At 63.5% G+C, this 18373-nt stretch carries 16 protein-coding genes; 8 read left to right on the top strand and 8 right to left on the bottom strand.

The genetic code is table 11. From position 1 onward, the window contains the following. The first annotated feature begins 34 nt into the window (after positions 1-34). The gene (gene folP / locus ABEA02_RS15210; RefSeq protein WP_345533945.1) at positions 35-856 is read left to right on the top strand and encodes a dihydropteroate synthase; all 822 of its coding nucleotides are present in this window, start codon (positions 35-37) and stop codon (positions 854-856) included. Positions 857-929: 73 nt separating this feature from the next. Beyond that, on the top strand, positions 930-2282 hold the full coding sequence (gene glmM, locus ABEA02_RS15205) for a phosphoglucosamine mutase (RefSeq protein WP_345533944.1): 1353 nt from the start codon (positions 930-932) through the stop codon (positions 2280-2282). A 73-nt stretch (positions 2283-2355) separates the two neighbouring features. Here glmM and ABEA02_RS15200 read toward each other — a convergent pair whose 3' ends face one another. The 5 genes from ABEA02_RS15200 to ABEA02_RS15180 are packed head-to-tail and all read right to left on the bottom strand — an operon-like array spanning position 2356 to position 8019. Continuing rightward, on the bottom strand, positions 2356-2919 hold the full coding sequence (locus tag ABEA02_RS15200; protein ID WP_345533943.1) for a hypothetical protein: 564 nt from the start codon (positions 2917-2919) through the stop codon (positions 2356-2358). Further along, positions 2919-4115, bottom strand: a complete 1197-nt coding sequence (gene mltB, locus ABEA02_RS15195; protein ID WP_345533942.1) for a lytic murein transglycosylase B — start codon at positions 4113-4115, stop codon at positions 2919-2921. The genes ABEA02_RS15200 and mltB overlap by 1 nt, the downstream gene beginning before the upstream one ends. Continuing rightward, positions 4112-6067: a transglutaminase TgpA family protein gene (locus tag ABEA02_RS15190; RefSeq protein WP_345533941.1), complete on the bottom strand. Its 1956-nt coding sequence runs from the start codon at positions 6065-6067 to the stop codon at positions 4112-4114. Before ABEA02_RS15190 ends, mltB begins: the two co-directional genes overlap by 4 nt. Continuing rightward, the gene (locus ABEA02_RS15185) at positions 6064-7056 is read right to left on the bottom strand and encodes a DUF58 domain-containing protein (protein ID WP_345533940.1); all 993 of its coding nucleotides are present in this window, start codon (positions 7054-7056) and stop codon (positions 6064-6066) included. Before ABEA02_RS15185 ends, ABEA02_RS15190 begins: the two co-directional genes overlap by 4 nt. Positions 7057-7065: 9 nt before the next feature. Continuing rightward, complete coding sequence (locus ABEA02_RS15180; RefSeq protein ID WP_345533939.1) at positions 7066-8019, bottom strand: AAA family ATPase; 954 nt, start codon at positions 8017-8019, stop codon at positions 7066-7068. Positions 8020-8254: 235 nt separating this feature from the next. Between ABEA02_RS15180 and ABEA02_RS15175 the strand changes: the two genes are divergently transcribed. From ABEA02_RS15175 to ABEA02_RS15150, 6 genes are all read left to right on the top strand, one after another. Beyond that, on the top strand, positions 8255-8827 hold the full coding sequence (locus ABEA02_RS15175; RefSeq protein ID WP_345533938.1) for a 2-oxoacid:acceptor oxidoreductase family protein: 573 nt from the start codon (positions 8255-8257) through the stop codon (positions 8825-8827). Beyond that, a complete protein-coding gene (locus ABEA02_RS15170) occupies positions 8820-10082 on the top strand; it encodes a transketolase C-terminal domain-containing protein (RefSeq protein ID WP_345533937.1) in 1263 nt (420 codons plus the stop codon). The genes ABEA02_RS15175 and ABEA02_RS15170 overlap by 8 nt, the downstream gene beginning before the upstream one ends. Before the next feature lie 11 nt (positions 10083-10093). Continuing rightward, a complete protein-coding gene (locus ABEA02_RS15165; RefSeq protein ID WP_345533936.1) occupies positions 10094-11119 on the top strand; it encodes a thiamine pyrophosphate-dependent enzyme in 1026 nt (341 codons plus the stop codon). Between the two features lie 12 nt (positions 11120-11131). Beyond that, positions 11132-12757 carry an NAD(P)-binding protein gene (locus tag ABEA02_RS15160; protein WP_345533935.1) on the top strand — a complete coding sequence of 542 codons (1626 nt, stop codon included), beginning with the start codon at positions 11132-11134 and terminating at the stop codon, positions 12755-12757. 97 nt (positions 12758-12854) lie between these two features. Beyond that, positions 12855-13265, top strand: a complete 411-nt coding sequence (locus ABEA02_RS15155) for a hypothetical protein (RefSeq protein WP_345533934.1) — start codon at positions 12855-12857, stop codon at positions 13263-13265. Next, positions 13262-13684 carry a hypothetical protein gene (locus ABEA02_RS15150; RefSeq protein WP_345533933.1) on the top strand — a complete coding sequence of 141 codons (423 nt, stop codon included), beginning with the start codon at positions 13262-13264 and terminating at the stop codon, positions 13682-13684. The genes ABEA02_RS15155 and ABEA02_RS15150 overlap by 4 nt, the downstream gene beginning before the upstream one ends. Before the next feature lie 15 nt (positions 13685-13699). Here ABEA02_RS15150 and ABEA02_RS15145 read toward each other — a convergent pair whose 3' ends face one another. The 3 genes from ABEA02_RS15145 to ABEA02_RS15135 all read right to left on the bottom strand — a co-directional run bounded on the left by ABEA02_RS15145 (position 13700) and on the right by ABEA02_RS15135 (position 18354). Continuing rightward, positions 13700-14560, bottom strand: coding sequence for a GGDEF domain-containing protein (locus ABEA02_RS15145; RefSeq protein ID WP_345533932.1), 861 nt, complete (start codon positions 14558-14560; stop codon positions 13700-13702). Between the two features lie 129 nt (positions 14561-14689). Next, complete coding sequence (locus tag ABEA02_RS15140) at positions 14690-15919, bottom strand: MFS transporter (protein WP_345533931.1); 1230 nt, start codon at positions 15917-15919, stop codon at positions 14690-14692. After that, positions 15919-18354 (bottom strand): heparinase II/III domain-containing protein, encoded by a 2436-nt coding sequence (locus ABEA02_RS15135; protein WP_345533930.1) that lies wholly within the window; start codon positions 18352-18354, stop codon positions 15919-15921. Before ABEA02_RS15135 ends, ABEA02_RS15140 begins: the two co-directional genes overlap by 1 nt. Positions 18355-18373: the final 19 nt, after the last annotated feature.

The following is an 18373-nucleotide window of genomic DNA, read 5'->3' as shown; positions in this document are numbered from 1 at the left end:
GCAGCGGGGCCGTTTTCATTGGTGCTTTCCTTTCATGTCGAACATCTTCCACTGCGGCCGCTTCAGGCTGTCGCTCGACAAGCCCCTGATCATGGCCATCCTCAACGTCACACCGGATTCGTTTTCCGGAGACGGCCTGCTAGGGCGACGCGATCAATGCCTCGCCCAGGCCGAGCTGGCGCTGCGCGAGGGAGCTGCATTGCTCGACATTGGCGGGGAGTCCTCGCGACCCGGAGCCGCGTCGGTGAGCCTGCAGGAAGAGATGGACCGCGTACTGCCCATCGTCGAGGCGCTGCGCGATTGTGGCGTGCCCCTTTCGATCGACACCGTCAAACCTGAGCTGATGTCGGCCGCGATCCGTGCGGGAGCCTCGTTGATCAATGACATCAACGCCCTGCGGGCCGAGGGCGCACTTGAGGCTGTGGTGGCTACCGACGTCGGGGTATGCGTGATGCACATGCAGGGGGAGCCGCGTACCATGCAGGCCGCACCCGCCTACGATGATGCAGTCAACGAAGTGGAAGCGTTTTTGCGGCAACAGAGTGAGCGATTGCACGCAGCGGGGGTAGCACGGGAGCGTATCCTGCTGGATCCCGGCTTCGGCTTCGGCAAGCGTTTTGCGCACAACCAGTCGCTGTTTCGCGCCCTGCCGCGCCTCGCCGCTCTTGGTCCCTTGCTGGTGGGCGTGTCGCGCAAGACCATGCTGGGCGACATCGTCGGTCGCCCCGCGCCAGAGCGTGTCGCCGCGAGTGCTGCTGCGGCGCTGCTGGCCGCACAGAAGGGCGCCGCCGTGTTGCGTGTGCATGACGTGGCGGCCACGCGCGATGCGCTGGCTGTGCTGGAACAGCTGGATTGAAATCAGACATCACCGTGTGGGCGCGGTTGGCAACATGCGCACACCGCAACGAACAACAATGAAGGAGCAAGTAATGGCCCGTAAATACTTCGGCACCGATGGCGTGCGCGGACGTGTAGGTGAAGCGCCGATCACCCCCGATTTCGTCATGCGCCTCGGCTACGCCGCCGGCAAGGCCCTCGTTGCGGGCAAGACGTTGCGCCCCGGCGACCACCCTGGCGTACTCATCGGCAAGGACACACGCATCTCGGGCTACATGCTCGAAGCCGCGCTGGAAGCCGGCTTCGCTGCGGCGGGTGTCGACGTCATCCTCGCCGGCCCGATTCCGACGCCGGCCGTGGCCTACCTCACGCGTGCCTTGCGCCTGCAGGCCGGTGTGGTGATCTCCGCCTCGCACAATCCTTACTACGATAACGGCATCAAGTTTTTCTCGGCCGGAGGTACAAAGCTGCCCGACGCGGTCGAGCTGCAGATCGAGGCCTACCTGGACGAGCCCATGGGCTGCGCCGACTCCGCTGATCTGGGCCGTGCAAAGCGCATCGACGATGCAGCAGGTCGCTATATCGAGTTCTGCAAGAGCACCTTCCCCAACGATCTCGACTTGCGTGGCCTGAAGATCGCGCTCGATTGCGCCAACGGCGCCGCTTACAACATTGCGCCAAAGGTCTTCCATGAGTTGGGTGCTGACGTTGTGCCCGTGGGTGTGGAGCCGAACGGCCGCAATATCAACGATGGCGTTGGCGCTACCGTGCCGTCCAATCTCAGTGCAGCCGTGCTGAAGAGTGGTGCCGATCTGGGTATCTCGCTCGACGGCGATGCCGACCGTGTGATGATGTGCGATGCCAATGGTGAGGTGTACGACGGCGACAAGCTGCTCTACGTGATTGCCAAGGCGTTGCATGCACAGGGCAAGCTCGATGGTGTGGTGGGTACACTGATGAGCAATCTGGGCTTTGAACATGCGATCCGTCGTCTCGGTGCCGCATTCCATCGCGCCAAAGTGGGTGATCGTTATGTGCTGGAGATGATGAGCGCTCAGGGCATCAACCTCGGTGGAGAAAACTCCGGCCACATCATCTGCCTCGATCGTCATACAACCGGAGACGGCATCATCTCTGCACTGCAGGTACTCGCTTCCCTGCGCCAGACTGGCCAGACGCTTGCACAGGCTTGCGAAGATCTCGTTTTCTATCCGCAGCGTCTCATCAACGTGCGCATGCCTGCTGGTTTTGACTGGGCAAGCAATGTCGCCATCCGCACGGCGCGTGAGCAGGCCGAAGCCGAACTGGCGGACAGCGGCCGCGTGCTGCTGCGTCCCTCGGGTACCGAGCCGTTGTTGCGTGTGATGGTCGAGGGCAGCGATGGCGAGAAGGTGGAGCGTCTCGCACGCAGCATTGCTGACACGGTGGAAAAGGCTTTCGCATAAGTGAGAGTGGCCGAGTAACAGATAAAACAATGCCCGCAATTGCGGGCATTGTTTTATGGCTTTGGCATGAAGCTCATCGCGTGGGCAGACTTGCGAGAATCCCGTCGCTATCGACCACTTGCACGACAGCCCCTGATGTCTGGACGGTGCCTTCATGTGCGTGATATTGCGCCCACACCTTCTTGACGATCCGAAGCCCCCCGGACAAATCAAGTTCCTGACGCAAGACCAATCCCGTGTCGCACGTAGCGCCACAGTCGCTGCGGTAGAGCCGATAGTGGGTACCGTTGGCCTGTGTTTCGCTGATCAGTTCAAAACTTTGATCCTTGCCGGTCAGATCCGGACTGACCATCAGCGCCAGCAAGGCAAAGACCACGCAGGGCAGGGCGACGAGGCATGCAAGGGCGATACCGGAAAGTCTCGGCTTTTTCCCCGGGATCAGCCAAGCTAGCCATAGCAGCAATGCGGGCAGCGCCACTGTCATGCCGGCCACTATCCAGTAGTTGAGTGGGGCGAATGCAAAGCGCAGCTGATAGGGGGCGCCCGACGCTGCGTAAGTCAGTAGTCCCACAAGCGCGATGAGCAGCGATGTTGGCAGGATCGCTCGGCGGCGTATCGAACGACTTGCTTCGACCATCAGCGCCGTCTTGGCTTGCGAAGTGCAGAAGCAGTTTTGCGACGTGGCTGCTTGTTGACAACGGCTGGTTGGCTGAAAGCTTCTGCCAGATCCTTCACCGCCATCGCGTAGAAGCTCGATTTGTTGTAACGCGTGATGACGTAGAAATTCTGCAGCCCCAGCCAGTATTCGGTGGCTTCGCCTGGCGTGACGAGGTCGATCAGCGTGGCCTTTTCGTTGGCGCCGAGGCTGCTGCTGACGCCGCTCTGGCTCAGCTGTTCGGTGCCGAGGCTGGGGATGAAGCCGGCGGCGAGCAGCTTGTCGAGGTCGGTACGCTCACCGAGCTTTGCAGGAATAGCGATGCGTTCGCCTTGCTTCCAGCCGTTCTCGGCAAGGTAGCGGGCGACGCTGCCGATGGCGTCGCGTGGGCTGCCACGCAGGTCGATGTGGCCGTCACCGTCGAAGTCGGTCGCGAAGGCGCGGATGCTGCTGGGCAGGAACTGCGGCAGGCCGATGGCGCCTGCGTAGGAGCCCTTGTAGCTGCGCACGTCTTCCTTGCGTTCGTGAGCCAGCAGGAATAGCGCTTCGAGCTCCTTGCGGAACAGTTCAGCACGCGGTGGATAGTCGAAGGCCAGGGTGGTCAGCGCATCGAGCGCACGGAAGTTGCCGGTGTTGCGACCGTAGACCGTCTCCACGCCGATGATGGCAGTGATGATTTCCTTGGGTACGCCGTAAGCCGTTTCCGCAGTGGCGAGTGCTTCGGCGTGTTCGCGCATGAAAGCCTGACCGCCGCTGATGCGGGCGTTGTCGAGGAAGCGCGCGCGGTAGCGCTGCCAGCTGCGCACGAGAGGATTGGCTGGGGGCTTGATGAGCTCGATGACTTGCGGCGTGGGCTGCGCTTCGGCGAGCGCCTGTTCGACTGTGGCGCGCGGTACGCCGAGGCGCTGGGTGAGGTTGGCCACGAAGTCCTGCACCTCTCGACGGGCGAGGTAGCCGGTTGCAGGTGTGGTGCTGATCGGTGCGGCTGCCGGTGTTGAGAGGGGTGCAGAGGCCGCCGCCGCACTGCTGGCTGCGGGGGAGATTGCGGTTGGAGCGGCGGCGCTCGCGTCTGTCGCGGGAGCCATGGGGATAGTCTGAGGGATGTTCTGGGCCATGCTCGCTGCGGGCAGCAGGGCGAGGCTGAGTGTGAGGTAGCGCAACTGGGGGCGTGTGATCATGGACGGAATCGGTCGATGAGTTGTCGGAGTTGCTGCATGCGTTCTGCATCAGGGATGCCGGGGCCGTAACGCATGCGCGTGTAGTGGTCGGCAATGCCTTGCAGGGTATCAGCTTGTGCTGGCCAGTGCGTGCTGGCACGACGGATGTAGTCCTGTGCGCCTTCCCAGTCGAGGCGAGGCACGCCAGCACGAGCAAGACGTTGGCAGAAGCCTTGCCAGAGCTTGTCGAGCGCATCGCGTTGCGGACGCCGGGCGCGGTAGCGCCAGCCCAGCCAACCCAGCCAGAGCCCTCCGGCAACGGCCATCAGACTGACGAGAGTGCGCCAGTCGGCATCGGGCAGGCCCAGGCGTTTGAACAGCTCGGCCTGACGCTGTGCGTTGTAGCCCAGCACCCACTGGTTCCACGCGTTGCCCACGGCCTCCCAGCGGTAACGCAGGTCACGAAGCCAGGCGAGGTCGGTGCGCACGACGAAGGGGACGGAGAGGGTCTCGCCCGGGGGCAGGCTGGCTTGCAGGCCGTTCTCGTCGATGCGTTGCGGGAAGCTGGCCGCGGTCGGATCGATACGTCGCCAGCCACGCCCCTGCAGCCACACCTCGGCCCAGGCGTGCGCATCGGACTGGCGTACGACCAGTGTTCCGTCGATAGGATTGATCTCGCCCCCCTGGTAGCCGGTGACGACGCGTGCGGGTACCCCGGCTGCGCGCATCAGCACGACGAAGGCGGACGAAAAGTGTTCGCAGAATCCGCGTCCGGTCACGAACAGGAAGTCGTCGACGCTGTTACGTCCCAGCGGAGGCGGATCCAGCGTGTATTGCAGGCGCCGATCACGCATGAACTGCAGAGCGGCCTGCATGCGCGTGATGTCGTCCTTGTACTCGCTGGCAATGCGGCGCCCCTCGGCCAGCGTGCGCGGATCGAAGTTGCGTGGCAGCCACATGGCGATGCGTCGTGTCGCCATGTCTTCGTCGATGCCGATCTGCAGGTCAGGGCGGGAGGTGACGCTGTAACGGATGCGCTGTCGTATGGGTTCGCGCGATATCAGCGAATTGTCGGTGCGCGTGTTGCTCACATTGCTGTCGACCGGGTAGTCGAGCGCCAGCAACCACCGCAGGTTGTGCGGCTCCAGCGTAACCGTGTATTGCCATTCGCGCCCGGTGTCGGCGAACTGTTCGTTTTCGCGTGGCAGGGTCTGTGGCAACCACTCGCTGCCGTCGTAATGCGTCAGCACGGGGCCGCGCCAATAGCGTTCCGAGGGGGCGGGAACCTTGCCGTTGAATGCGGCGCGAAACGCAATCTCGCCGGACTGGATAAGCTGGCTGATGCTGCCGGGTCGCATACGGTTCGACAAGCCTGTCGTTTTGTAGGCGTCGAGTGGCATGCCCCACAGGGGGCCGTCGATGCGCGGGAACAGGAAGAACAGTACAAGCATCAGAGGGATGCCCATGCCCAGCAGGCCGGCCGCAACTTTGACTGCCGAGCGCACGGAAGCGCGTGGCCGTTGCGCCAGCGCAGCGACGGTCAGCGAGGTCAGTGTGGCCAGCGCCGCAGCCGCAGCGATGAGTGCCGACTGCTCGTGCGCGAACATGCCGACGACCAGGAAGAAAGCCAGCAGTAGCGTGGCACGAACGTCGCGCATGCGGCGTGTTTCGAGCAACTTGAGCGGCATGAGCAGACACAGTGCCGACAGCCCCGGCTGGCGGCCGACAGGAATGCCATACGCGTAGAACACCAGGGCGGCGCAGCCGATGCCGAAGAGCAGCGTCAGCCATTGTGGTGGGGCCGGCCGGTCTTGCCAGGCCAGCACCACACGCCAGACCAGCAGCAAGGCGGACACGGTACTCAGGAACCAGGGCTGGAAGAGGACGTAGGGCCACAGGCAGACGGCGCATAGCACGCACAGCTGCAGGGCGAGGCGGCGCGGTATGCGCGGCGTAGGCGTGGCGGCGGTCATCGCGCAGCCCCTGCGTCATCAAGGCCGAACAGGGCGAGGCGAGCCAGGCAGGCTCGATAGTGCTGTGGCGAGTTGTCCGGGCCCAGCGTGCCGTCGGGCAGGCGCAGCGTCAGGCGTGCATGCTGGGTCTGTGCCTGCAGTAGCCATTGGGTGAGCTGGGAGAGGCGTGCTTCGGTGTCCATCCATGCAGGCAGGGCATGCCAGTCGATGAGACCTTCTTCAGCTGCCAGGGCATGGAAATCCTTCACCAGCAGTTCGCCATCGCGTGCCGTGCGTCGCCATGCGATGCGCGAGGGGGGATCGCTCGGTCGGCGTTCGCGCAAGCCTGCGAACTCCTCTTCGCCCCCACCGATCAGTGTTTGCTCCTGCGTCCCGCGTGAGCTGCGTGCATCGCTGCGTGGCAGGTCCCCGGCGGGTCTGGGGTAGACCAGAGTCCGTGCATCCGGCTCGATGTAGCTCCAGGCCCGCACCCAACCCAGCGGGTAACGGGTCTCAAGCGTGAGCCGGCCAATCGGCATGAGGCCGCGCTTGCCTGCTGGCCTTTGCAGGGCGTCGTGGCGTGCAGCATGGCTGATATCGTCGGCTTCCAGCATGGGTGAGCCGCTCTCGTCGAGTATGTGTATGGCATGCCTGTCGCCGGGGCGCGGACTATCCAGCGTGACACGGAAACGTGCACTATCGCCGGCGAAGCATTCGCCATCGGCCTGCACTGCGATGCGCAGGCCGACCAGATTGCGCCAGGTGGCGAGGATGTGGGCAACGCCGCTGCCGGCGATGAGAAAGGTGAAGGCGTAGGCCAGTGACAGGTTGTAGTTCACCGCCGCCAGCAGCATCAGGCACAGCATGAGGAGCACGCCCAACCCGGCCGCCGTGGGCAGCACATAGACACGCCGTTGCGGCAGCAGGATGGGTTGCGGTTCGGGGCCGGCGACGCGCTGCATCCAGCGACGCATCTGCTGGCGGAGCGAACGCAGGGGAGCGCTCAGCATGTAGTGGGATCAGGCAACGTGGACGGCTTCGATCAGGCTGCGTACCAGGCTTTCGCCGGCGCCTACAGTGCCGCCGCCGTGCAGGCGATGTCCCGCCACGCTGGGCAGTACGGCTTGTACGTCCTCGGGCAGCACGTGGTCACGCCCGGCCAGCAGCGCCCAGGCGCGCGCGGCAGCCAGCAGGCCGATGCCGCTGCGCGGCGAGAGGCCATGGGCAACGCCGCTCATGCTGCGGCTGGCGGTCAGCAGAGCCTGCACGTAGTCGAGCAGGCGGTCACTGACATGAATGCTCGCAGCAATGGCCTGCAGAGCGCTGAGGCTGGCCGGATCGGTCTGCGCCGGCAGCTGCTGCAGCATTTCGCGCCGATCCTGCCCCGAAAGCAGCGCACGTTCAGCCACGGCGTCAGGCAGGCCGATCGAAAGGCGCATCAGAAAGCGGTCGAGCTGCGACTCCGGCAGCGGAAAGGTGCCGATCTGGTGTGAGGGGTTCTGTGTCGCGATGACGAAGAAGGGATCGGGCAGCGCGTGTGCTTTGCCATCGACGGTGACCTGGTGCTCTTCCATGGCTTCCAGCAGCGCGCTCTGTGTCTTGGGCGTCGTGCGGTTGATCTCGTCAGCGAGCAGTACCTGCGAGAACACCGGACCGGGGTGGAAGCGGAACAACTGCTCTCGTGCATCGAAGATCGATACGCCGATGAGATCTGCCGGTAGCAGGTCGCTCGTGAATTGCACGCGCTGGAATTTCAGCCCCAGTGCGACAGCCAGCGCATGCGCCAGCGTGGTCTTGCCAACGCCGGGCTGGTCTTCGATGAGCAAATGGCCGCGTGCCAGCAGGCAGGTCAGGGCGAGGCGCAGTACCTGCGGCTTGCCGAGCACGATCTGGCCGAGCTGGTCGAGGATGCGGTGGGCGAGCGCGCTGGCCTGAGCGGGAGTGCTGATGGCAGGAGTGAGGGGTGCGTTCATCGTGTCGGTGGGTGAGGGAAACTGGTGATGTCTACGGCATGCAGGCGCGCTGACTGAGGCTTGACCGGGATCAGCACATAAAGTTTTCGGATTTTATCGGTCGATACGACGCGCGGCGTGGCGTCGGACGTGTGGCGGCATTCTCGGCGCTTCTTGACCATAAGCAGAACCTATCCGCCACTGTGGCCCTACTGTCGCGCTGTGTCCCGCAGGGGAAGCTCAACAGGAGACAGCCATGTTCCAGGTACGCATTCACGGCCGTGGCGGGCAGGGGGTGGTGACGGGGGCCGAGATGCTCTCGATCGCGGCCTTTCTCGAAGGCCGCCACGCCCAGGCCTTTCCCAGCTTTGGTTCGGAGCGCACCGGTGCGCCGGTCATCGCGTTCTGTCGCATCGCTGACAAGGAGATCCGCCTGCGCGAGCCGATCATGCAGCCCGACGCGCTGATCATCCAGGACGCGACGCTGCTGCATCAGGTCGATGTCTTCGCCGGCCTCAAGAGCGATGGCTACGTCGTGCTCAACACGCAGCGCACATTCGAGGAACTGGGTCTGGAAGACCTCGTCCGCCGCATGCGCCCGGAGCGCCTCGTCGCGATTGCCGCGACGGATCTGGCATTGAAGCACGTGGGCCGTGCCGTGCCCAACGTGCCCTTGCTGGGCGCATTTGCCGCCGCATCGGGGCTCATCTCGCTGGAGTCGGTGGCGTCCGCCATTCGCGACAAATTCAGTGGCAAGGTCGCCGAGGGAAACATTGCCGCGGCCACGGAAGCCTATGAACTTACCCTCAAGGAGGCCAGCCATGCTTAAGCAGGTAGAAGGTTCGCACGCCATTGCCGAAGCAGTTGGCCTCTGTCGTCCCGAAGTCATCTGCGCTTACCCGATCTCACCGCAAACCCACATCGTCGAAGGCCTTGGCGAGATGGTGCGCTCAGGGGATATCGAGACCTGCGAATTCATCAACGTCGAATCCGAGTTCGCCGCCATGTCGGCCTGTATCGGATCGTCGGCGGCCGGTGCGCGCACCTACACGGCAACGGCTTCGCAAGGCCTGCTGTTCATGGCCGAGGCGGTCTACAACGCCTCCGGCCTGGGCCTGCCCATCGTGATGACGGTGGCCAACCGTGCCATCGGGGCGCCCATCAACATCTGGAACGATCACACGGACTCGATGAGCCAGCGCGACTGCGGCTGGATCCAGCTGTTCGCCGAAACCAACCAGGAAGCGGCCGACCTGCACATCCAGGCATTCAGGCTCGGCGAAGAGCTGTCGCTGCCGGTGATGGTGTGCATGGACGGATTCATCCTCACCCACGCCTACGAGCGCATCGACGTGCCCACGCAGGAGCAGGTCGATGCCTACCTGCCGCCGTACTCGCCGCGCCAGGTGCTCGACCCGGCGAGCCCGGTGTCGATCGGAGCGATGGTCGGCCCGGATGCCTTCTCGGAGGTGCGTTACCTCGCGCATGCCAAGCAGATGCAGGCGCTGGATCTGATTCCGCGCATCGCGTCGGACTTCCAGGACATCTTTGGCCGTGAGGCCGGCGGGCTGGTGCGTCCCTACTGTCTGGACGACGCCGATACCGTGGTGATCGCACTGGGCTCGGTGCTCGGCACGATCAAGGACACGATCGACGAGATGCGCGCCGACGGCATGCGCATCGGCGTGCTGGGCATCAACAGTTTCCGCCCCTTCCCGATCGCGGCCGTGCGCCGTGCGCTGTCTCATGCGCGGCGCATCGTGGTGCTGGAGAAGAGCCTCGCCGTGGGCATTGGCGGCATCGTCGCGACCGATGTGCGTCTCGCGCTCGACGGGCTTGACCACCGCGTCTACACCGTCGTCGCGGGCCTCGGTGGCCGGCCGATCACGCGCGCTTCCCTGCATCGCATGTTGCGCCTGGCCATGCATGACCAGCTCGAATCGCTGCACTTCCTCGACCTCGACTGGAACATCGTGAACAAGGAACTCGAACGCGAGCGCAGCGCACGTCGTTCCGGGCCGATTGCCGAAAACATCCTGCGTGATCGCGGCCTTGCTCAATCTCCTTCCACTTCGCGCGCCTGAGGAGCACAGACATGGCACACCAGGAACTCAAGTTCTACCAGACCGGCACCTTCACCGTCGGCAACCGTCTGCTGCCGCCCGAGCTGCGCTCGGTGCAGTCGGCGGTCGACCGCACAAACTCGCTCGACTCCGGGCACCGTGCCTGTCAGGGCTGTGGTGAAGCACTCGGCGCGCGTTACGCCATCGACGCTGCGATGCGCGTGACCAACAAACAGATGATTGCGGCCAACGCGACGGGTTGCCTCGAAGTGTTCTCGACGCCTTATCCCGAGACCTCGTGGCAGATTCCCTGGATTCACTCGCTGTTCGGCAATACGGCGGCGGTGGCCACCGGCATTGCGGCGGCGATGAAGGTGAAGAACAAAGATGTGCGCGTCGTCGCGCAGGGCGGGGACGGCGGCACGACGGACATCGGCTTTGGCTGCCTGTCCGGCATGTTCGAGCGCAATGACGACGTGCTGTACATCTGCTACGACAACCAGGCCTACATGAACACGGGTGTGCAACGCTCGAGTGCCACGCCACCGGCTGCACGCACGGCGACCACCGTGCCGGTGCCGAATGAACCGGGCAACGTTTTCGGTCAGGGCAAGAACCTGCCGCTGATTGCGATGGCACACCACATTCCCTATGTGGCGACGGCGACGGTGGCTGACCTTCACGACCTGGAACACAAGGTGGCCAAGGCCATGTCGGTGCGCGGTGCGCGCTACATCCACATCTTCGTGCCCTGTCCGCTGGGCTGGGGCGCGGCCTCGCACGACACCATCAAGCTCGCCCGCATGGCCAAGGAGACCGGTCTGTTCCCCGTCTTCGAAGCCGAGTACGGCAGCGTCACGCATGTCTCGAAGATTCGCCGCAAGATTCCCGTCGACGACTACCTGCGCCTGCAGAAGCGCTTTGCGCATCTGTTTGGCAAGAACCCGCGCATCGACATCCTCGCGCGCTACCAGGAGATTGCCGACCACAACATCCGGCGCTTCGGGCTGCTGCAGGATGAGACCGTCTATCACTACGCCGGCGGCGAACCGGTCTGAGGAGATTGAACAATGGAACAGAAACCATTCGCCATCACGCTGGACCCCGGTTCTTCACGCGTCAACAAGACCGGTAGCTGGCGCACCTTCAAGCCGGTCTATCTCAAGCGTCTGCCGCCCTGTAACAACGCCTGTCCGGCCGGTGAGGATACGCAAGGCTGGCTCTACCACGCCGAGAGTGGTGACTACGAGACGGCCTGGCGCGTACTCACCGCCGAGAACCCCATGCCCGCCGTGATGGGCCGCGTCTGTTACCACCCTTGCGAGCGGGCCTGTAACCGCGGACAGCTTGATGCGGCGGTAGGCATCAATTCGGTCGAGCGCTTTCTCGGTGACGAAGCCATCAAGCGGGGCTGGAAGTTCGCGCAGCCGGCGCAGGAATCCGGCAAGCATGTACTGGTCGTCGGCGCCGGCCCCACGGGTCTGGCTGCGGCCTATCACCTGCGACGCCTCGGCCACAAGGTGACGATTCGTGAGGCAGGCCCTCTGTCGGGCGGCATGATGCGTTTCGGCATTCCCAAGTACCGCCTGCCGCGCGAAGTGCTCGAAGCCGAGGTGCAGCGCATTCTCGACATGGGCGTGAAGCTGGAACTCAACACCAAGGTCGATAGCGTGCTCGACGCGATGAAGCAGGGCTTTGACGCCACCTTCCTCGCCGTCGGCGCACACATCGCCAAGCGCACCAACATTCCGGCCGGTGCTTCGGCACGCATCCTCGATGCCGTGCAGGTGCTGCGCAGCATGGAAGGCGAAGACAAGCCCATGCTGGGTCGTCGCGTTGTGGTCTATGGCGGCGGCAACACCGCTATCGACGTCGCACGTACCGCAAAGCGTCTCGGTGCGTCGGAGGCCATCATCGTCTATCGCCGAACACGCGAAAAAATGCCTGCGCATGACTTTGAGGTCGAAGAGGCGTTGCAGGAAGGCGTGATGATGAAGTGGCTCTCCACCATCAAGGAAGTGGGCGAGGGCGAAATCACGGTGGAAAAGGTCGTGCTCGACGAAGCGGGCAAGCCGGTGCCGACGGGCGAGTTCGAGACGCTTGAGGCCGACTCGGTGGTGCTGGCGCTGGGGCAGGACGTTGACCTGTCGCTGCTCAACGGTGTGCCGGGCCTGAGCTTCAGTGACGGGGTGGTCGAGGTTGGTGGCAACATGATGACGGGTTATCCCGGCATCTTCGCGGGGGGCGACATGGTGCCCTCGGAGCGCACGGTGACGGTCGGCGTTGGTCACGGCAAGCTCGCCGCACGCCACATCGACGCCTGGCTGCGTGACACGCAATACGTACCACCAGTAGCTGGCGAGATTGCCAGCTTCGACAAGCTCAATACCTGGTACTACACCGACGCCTCGAAGACCCTGCGCCCCATGCTCGACATCATCCGTCGCCAGAGTACGTTCGATGAAGTGCAGGGCGGGCTGGACGAGAGCAATGCGCTGTTCGAAGCGCGGCGCTGCCTCTCCTGCGGTAATTGCTTCGAGTGCGACAACTGCTACGGTGTGTGTCCCGACAATGCCGTGCTGAAACTTGGTCCCGGTCAGAAGTTCGAGTTCAACTATGACTATTGCAAGGGATGTGGAATCTGCGCGGAGGAGTGTCCGTGCGGGGCGATCACGATGGAGGCCGAGGCGGGATAGGCGCTGCAGCCTCAGGCCAGACGATCTCCGGCCTGGCCTTTCTGGCACAATCCGTGCCGGGGAGCCGGGCGCTTCATACGCCCGGTAATGTCAAAACATGAAAAACTGCTTTGCATTCATTGTTGTGTTGGGCCTGAGCGCGTGTGCGACGGGCTATCAGAACGCTGCCCTGAGCATTTCCGGTGGTTACACTCACTCGGAAGGCTACGGGAAGCTGACCAAAGTCGAGTTCTTCGGCAACGGGTTTACCTCAGAAGAGCGGGTCAAGGAGAATACGGTGCGTCGCATAGCGGAGCTTGCGATCACTGCCAAGAAGCCCTACTTCCTGATGTATCAATCCATCTGGCAGGCGCACTTCGGAGTGACCGCCAAGACGCCAAGTTCGTATGTGATTGGCATCAAACCGGGGGCCTATGCCTACGTCCTGTTTCTGGATGAGCCCGCTCCGGGGGCGCTTGAGGCAGCACCCATTCTCAAAAAATGGGAAGAAATCGAGGCGCAGAAATGAACATCAGGAAACTTTTGTGTGGCCTCGGTCTGGCTGCATCGCTGAGCGGCTGTGGTTTGCCCTGGGCGCCCGAGAACGGGGAGCCGACCGCCATCATCAATCTGAGATCGACGGGTAGCGTGCTGTTCTGCATGGACGACAAGCGCTATCTGGTCGTGGCTGGGGCGGGCATCGAAAACCGCCCGTTCCCGGTAGGGCGCAAGCTGAACTTTGTTGTTACCAAGACTGTGGGCAGCGACTACAACTACACGTATTCCTGTTCTGGACGATTCGCGGCAGAGAAGCTCGAAGCCGGCAAGAAATACTATCTGGCCTACGAGCTGGTACAGCAGGGTTGCCGCCTAGAGCTCTACGAGCAGACAGAAGACAGCCCGGTCGGCCTGCGGCCGATCAAGTCGGTCCCGCGCAGCGATTGCTGAGCAGTTTCGCAGCGCTCAGGCGCTCTGCACCGAAAACACCAGTCTGTCCTTGCCCTGCAGCTTGGCGCGATACATCAGCTCATCGGCGCGGTGAATGAGCTGTTCTGCCGAGCCAGGGGGGATCGGGCAGGTGAGCACACCGATGCTGAAGGTGACCGGCCACAGGTCTTGCTTCATGCGCGCCAGCAGGGCTTGGCGGATGCGCGGCGCCACGGTGGCCGCAGCGTCAGAGTCGGCGTTGGGCAGCAGGATGACAAATTCGTCGCCACCCAGGCGTGACACCGTGTCGATGCCGCGAATCGTTTGCATCAGGGTCTGGCCGACGGCCAGCAGCAGGCGGTCGCCCTCGCGATGGCCGAGGCGGTCGTTGATGGCCTTGAAGTTGTCGAGGTCGACATACACCAGGGAGATCGGTTGTCCATGGCGCACGGCGCGCAGGATTTCCTGGTCGACTTCCTTGAGGAACGCCATGCGGTTGCGCGTGCCGGTCAGGAAATCGGTGCGGGCGAGATCGCGTTCCTTCTCCAGCAGACGGTTCAGCTCGTAGATGATGACTGCGAACACAGCGAAGATTGCGCACAGGATCATCACGTTCCAGATGGCAATGAGCGTACTGCTGTCCGAGCGGATGCTGTGCGGGTTGAGCAGCGCATGCACGATGCCGGCGAAGATGGCCATGGAGATGGCGGCGTTGCGTTCGAGTCGCCAGGCAATCAGGGCGATGGGGCCCAGGTAGAGGATGGAGAGCGCCAGGGTCGGACCGGTGACGGCATCAAGCACGGCAATCAGGATGAGAAGGCCGACACCGAGTACCGCAGCGATCGGACGAGCGATGCGGTTGAGCCAGTGGATGAGTTTCAGGAGCCGGGTGGTCACAGGGGTGGTCGGCGCTGCTGTCGCCTTGTCTAGTTATGCTTGCGACAAATCATAGAGGGATTTGCCGTAAAGGTGGGTAGTCCCCTGCGGTGCAATGGCCCCCCAGCCTTGGTTGCCGATGCCTGGCCGTCAGGTCTGACCGGTCTGACCGCCTTGCAGGGTCTCGCGCTTGCGCAATTCGGGGAAAGCCCCCATCCAGGTGGCGACCACCAGCAGGGTGCCGACGCTACCCACGGCGACTGAGGTGACGGCCCCCCACCAGTGCGCGGTAACGCCGGATTCGAATTCGCCAAGCTGGTTGGAGGCGCCGATGAAGATCGAATTGACGGCGCTGACGCGGCCACGCATGTCGTCTGGCGTTTCGAGCTGCACAAGCGATTGACGGATGACCACGCTGACCATGTCGCCCGCCCCACTGATGGCGAGGGCCACCAGGGACAACATAAAAGACTCCGAGAAGGCGAATACGAGCGTGGCGATGCCATAGACCGCAACCGAGGCGAACATGATCTTGCCGGCGCGGCGCTTCACGGGGTGGCGGGCGAGCCACAGCGAGGTCAGCAAGGCCCCTGCAGCGGGGGCGCTACGCAGCAGGCCCAGCCCCAACGGGCCGACGAGCAGGATGTCGCGTGCAAAGATTGGCAACAGTGCCGTGGCACCGCCAAGCAGCACGGCAAACAGGTCCAGCGAAATCGCACCCAGCACGGCTTTGCGGTGCCAGATGAAATCCACGCCGGCAAACAGGTTGCGCAGGCTGACGGGTTCGCGCAGCACGACCTGTGGTCGTGCCTCGACGCGCTGGAAGGCGATGATGGAGAGCAGCCCCAGTGCTGCGCAGAAGGCGTACGCAAACTCGGCCCCTGCCACGCAGAGCCAGCCGCCCAGAGCCGGGCTGGTGATGATGGCGAATTGCACGCCGGATGAGCTTGTTGCGAGCGCGCGCGGCAATACCTCGGGCGGTACGACCAGAGGGGCGAGTGCTTGCTGCGTCGGCATCTGGAAGGCCTTCGCGGTGCCGATCAGGAACGAGGCGATGAACAGGACTTCACGTGTCAGCCAGTGTCCGAGTGTGCCGGCGAACAGGGCGCCGACGACCAGCACCTGAAGGAGCAGGCAGAGGCCCAGCAGGCGCCGGCGGTCGAAGCGGTCGGCAACCTGGCCGACCACCAGTGTGAACAGCAGGGCGGGCAGGAACTGAAACAGGCCGACCAGGCCCAGATCCATGGCACTGCTGGTCAGGTCATACATCTGCAAGCCGATGGCGACGGCCAGGATGTTGTTGCTCATCACGCTGCTGACGCGCCCCAACCAGTAGTTACGGAAGGGGCGGTGGGCAAGCAGGGAGAAGTCGTCTGCCATCAGCGCAGCAGGGGATTGGGGTTTTCTTCTTCGTCGAAGGGGCGTGCGGGGACGATGCGCAGCAGGCTTGTCGAAGGGCGCAGTTTGATGTCCAGTGTTTTGTTGTCTTCGTCATAGATCCAGTCGTTCTTTGGCACACCGGTCAGCGTCCGCGGCGGCAGACCGATACGGAACTGGATCGTGGTGCCTTCCGGCGGCGGTTCGAGGAAGCGCACGTTGAAGACAGACCAGTTGAAATAGCCTTCCATGCTGAGCGTCTTGCTGGCCTCAAAAAACACCTTCTTTTCGTTGAAGCGACGGACATCGACCAGGAGCAGGCGGGTGTCTTCACCGCGCTCGCCGAGCCAGGCGGCCCGTGCATCAGCGTTGATGCCATCGGCCCGGATGCTGCGGTCCTTGTCGCGTGCAATGTAAATGCGGTCCACACCGGCGTCATGGGTGACTGCCGCGGCAAAACCGCTGCGTGCCGGCAGTGCCCGCACACTGGCTTCGTCGCCGGTGTAACCGTCACGGCGGGGGAACAGCACCGAGAGAATGCTCTGGCTGCGTGCTTCTTTCTTCGTCTCTGCGGTCATATGCCATTCGTCGGGCATTCGTTTTTCGTAACCATTGGCGACCGGTACCGCAAACTGGTTGGTCTGGCGGAAGGCGAGCTGCCCCAGCGCCGGCGACAGGAAATACACGTCAAGGCGCGCAGCACCCTTGGCGATCTGCACGAAATTACGGCTTTCGTCGATCTGCATCTTCTCGCGGGCGTGTAACAGCCACTGGAAGTTGCGAGCCTCGTCGGCCGCAAGCTCGTCGAGCATCACCCAGTAGCGCTTGTCCACAAAAAGCACGTGGCGCAGCGCTTGCGACAGTTTGCCGGCATAGGCTTCGCGCGCATCACCCAGAACGTAGGTTGCCTGGTCGCCTGCCAGGAAACGGGCGATGCGGCCTTTTGCACTGGCTTGCTTGATCGGTTGCCCCTCACCGCCGACGAGGATGGCGTTTTTGGCCGCGGTGGTACGTGTCCAGCCTTTGTGGTGTGGGCTGTCGTAGTACTCGCGGTAGCCGGAGCTGATTGCCAGCGGCTCGCCAAAGGCATTGATGACGAAGCTGTTCTGGTCGGCGAAGCTGTGGCTGGCTGAGCCGAAGGGGCTGGACTTGAAGCCCATCATCACGTCGGTGGCTTTGTCGCCGAGTTTGCCGTGCATGGCGACCCAGCCGATGTCGTCGAAAAGGCGCGCGCGTGGCAGCTGGTACAGCTCGGCTTCCACCAGTTTCGACTGACCACGGCGGAAGAGATGCAGCAGTGCGTCGATGGCACCGTAGTCGTAATAGTTGAATGCGGTCGGCAGCTTGCTGGAAAACAGGCGGCCGGCTTGCAGCAGGTAGGGGTCCTGTTGCAGCAGGGCGAATTTTTCGAGCAGCAACGCCATGCTGGGCGTGGGCGCCATGATGTTGGTGAGGTCGCCGAACGAGCTGCCGCCATAGGGCATCTGGAAGTAGGTGGCGAACCAGGGCGTGTTGCGGAAGAAGGGGCGTGCCAGCGGCTCGTCGAAACCTTGCAGCTGCATGGCTTCGAGGAAGCGCATGTGCTGCGTCATGCCGGTCGCCCAATAGTTGAGCCCTTCAGCCCAGCCGCCGGCATCGCCGCCCCATACCGGGAACTGGCGGTTGTAGTACTCGTACGCCCATGCCACCCAGCCTGGCGCGGCGGGTGTGTCGTGATACAGCGCGAGACCACCCAGGCCCAGCGTCGAGATGAAACGCATGGGGTGGCTCAGCGAGTTGTCGGGCGAAGTCGGCTGAGTCAGCGAGAACTTCGGCTGGATGTGTTCGGCGAGCAGCTTGAGCCGCGCTTCGAGGGCTGTGCGCACGGTAGTGCGCTCCTCCGGCGTCAGTGCGTCGTAGGCCCAGTCGTAGGCAAAGATCATCGGGCGCAGGTGCTGGATGAACAGCTCGTCGTTGGTGCGCAGCACTTCGCGGTCAATCTTCCAGCTGGCCAGGTGAAGCAACCAGCGGGCCGCTTCGCGGCCGTACTGGGCGTCATTCTTCAGCTGCCAGCCCAAGGCATAGCGCCAGGCCTGGTTGCCGGTGTCGCTGGCCGTCTGGTAGCCCTCGCGCCAGGCTTTGCTGCCTTCATCGGTGCCGTTGGAAACCGCGAGGGGTTGAGGGGGCAAGGGCTTGTTGTCGAGGGGCGCCAGCGCGAGTTTTGCCAGGGCGGCCGTGTCAGGCTGTGCAGGCAGTGTCTCCAGCAGGGATTTGCGCAGGGCAGGGATGTCGGCCGGGCGGATCAGTAGCCGGGGGTGCTCGTTGGCGAGCTTGCCGTTCATGGCCTGGATGCGTTGTTCGACGATGCTCCTGTCGTCAGCCGCCTGGGCGGAGAGACAGCAGAAAGTCAGCAAGAGGGCGGCAAGTTTGCCGGCAAACGGAATACGCAGGAGATGCATGGCGGGATCCGGAAGGAAC

It is taken from the genome of Viridibacterium curvum (assembly GCF_039544165.1).
GTDB classification, from domain to species: Bacteria; Pseudomonadota; Gammaproteobacteria; order Burkholderiales; family Rhodocyclaceae; genus Viridibacterium; species Viridibacterium curvum.
This window is presented reverse-complemented; position numbering and strand designations above follow the sequence as displayed.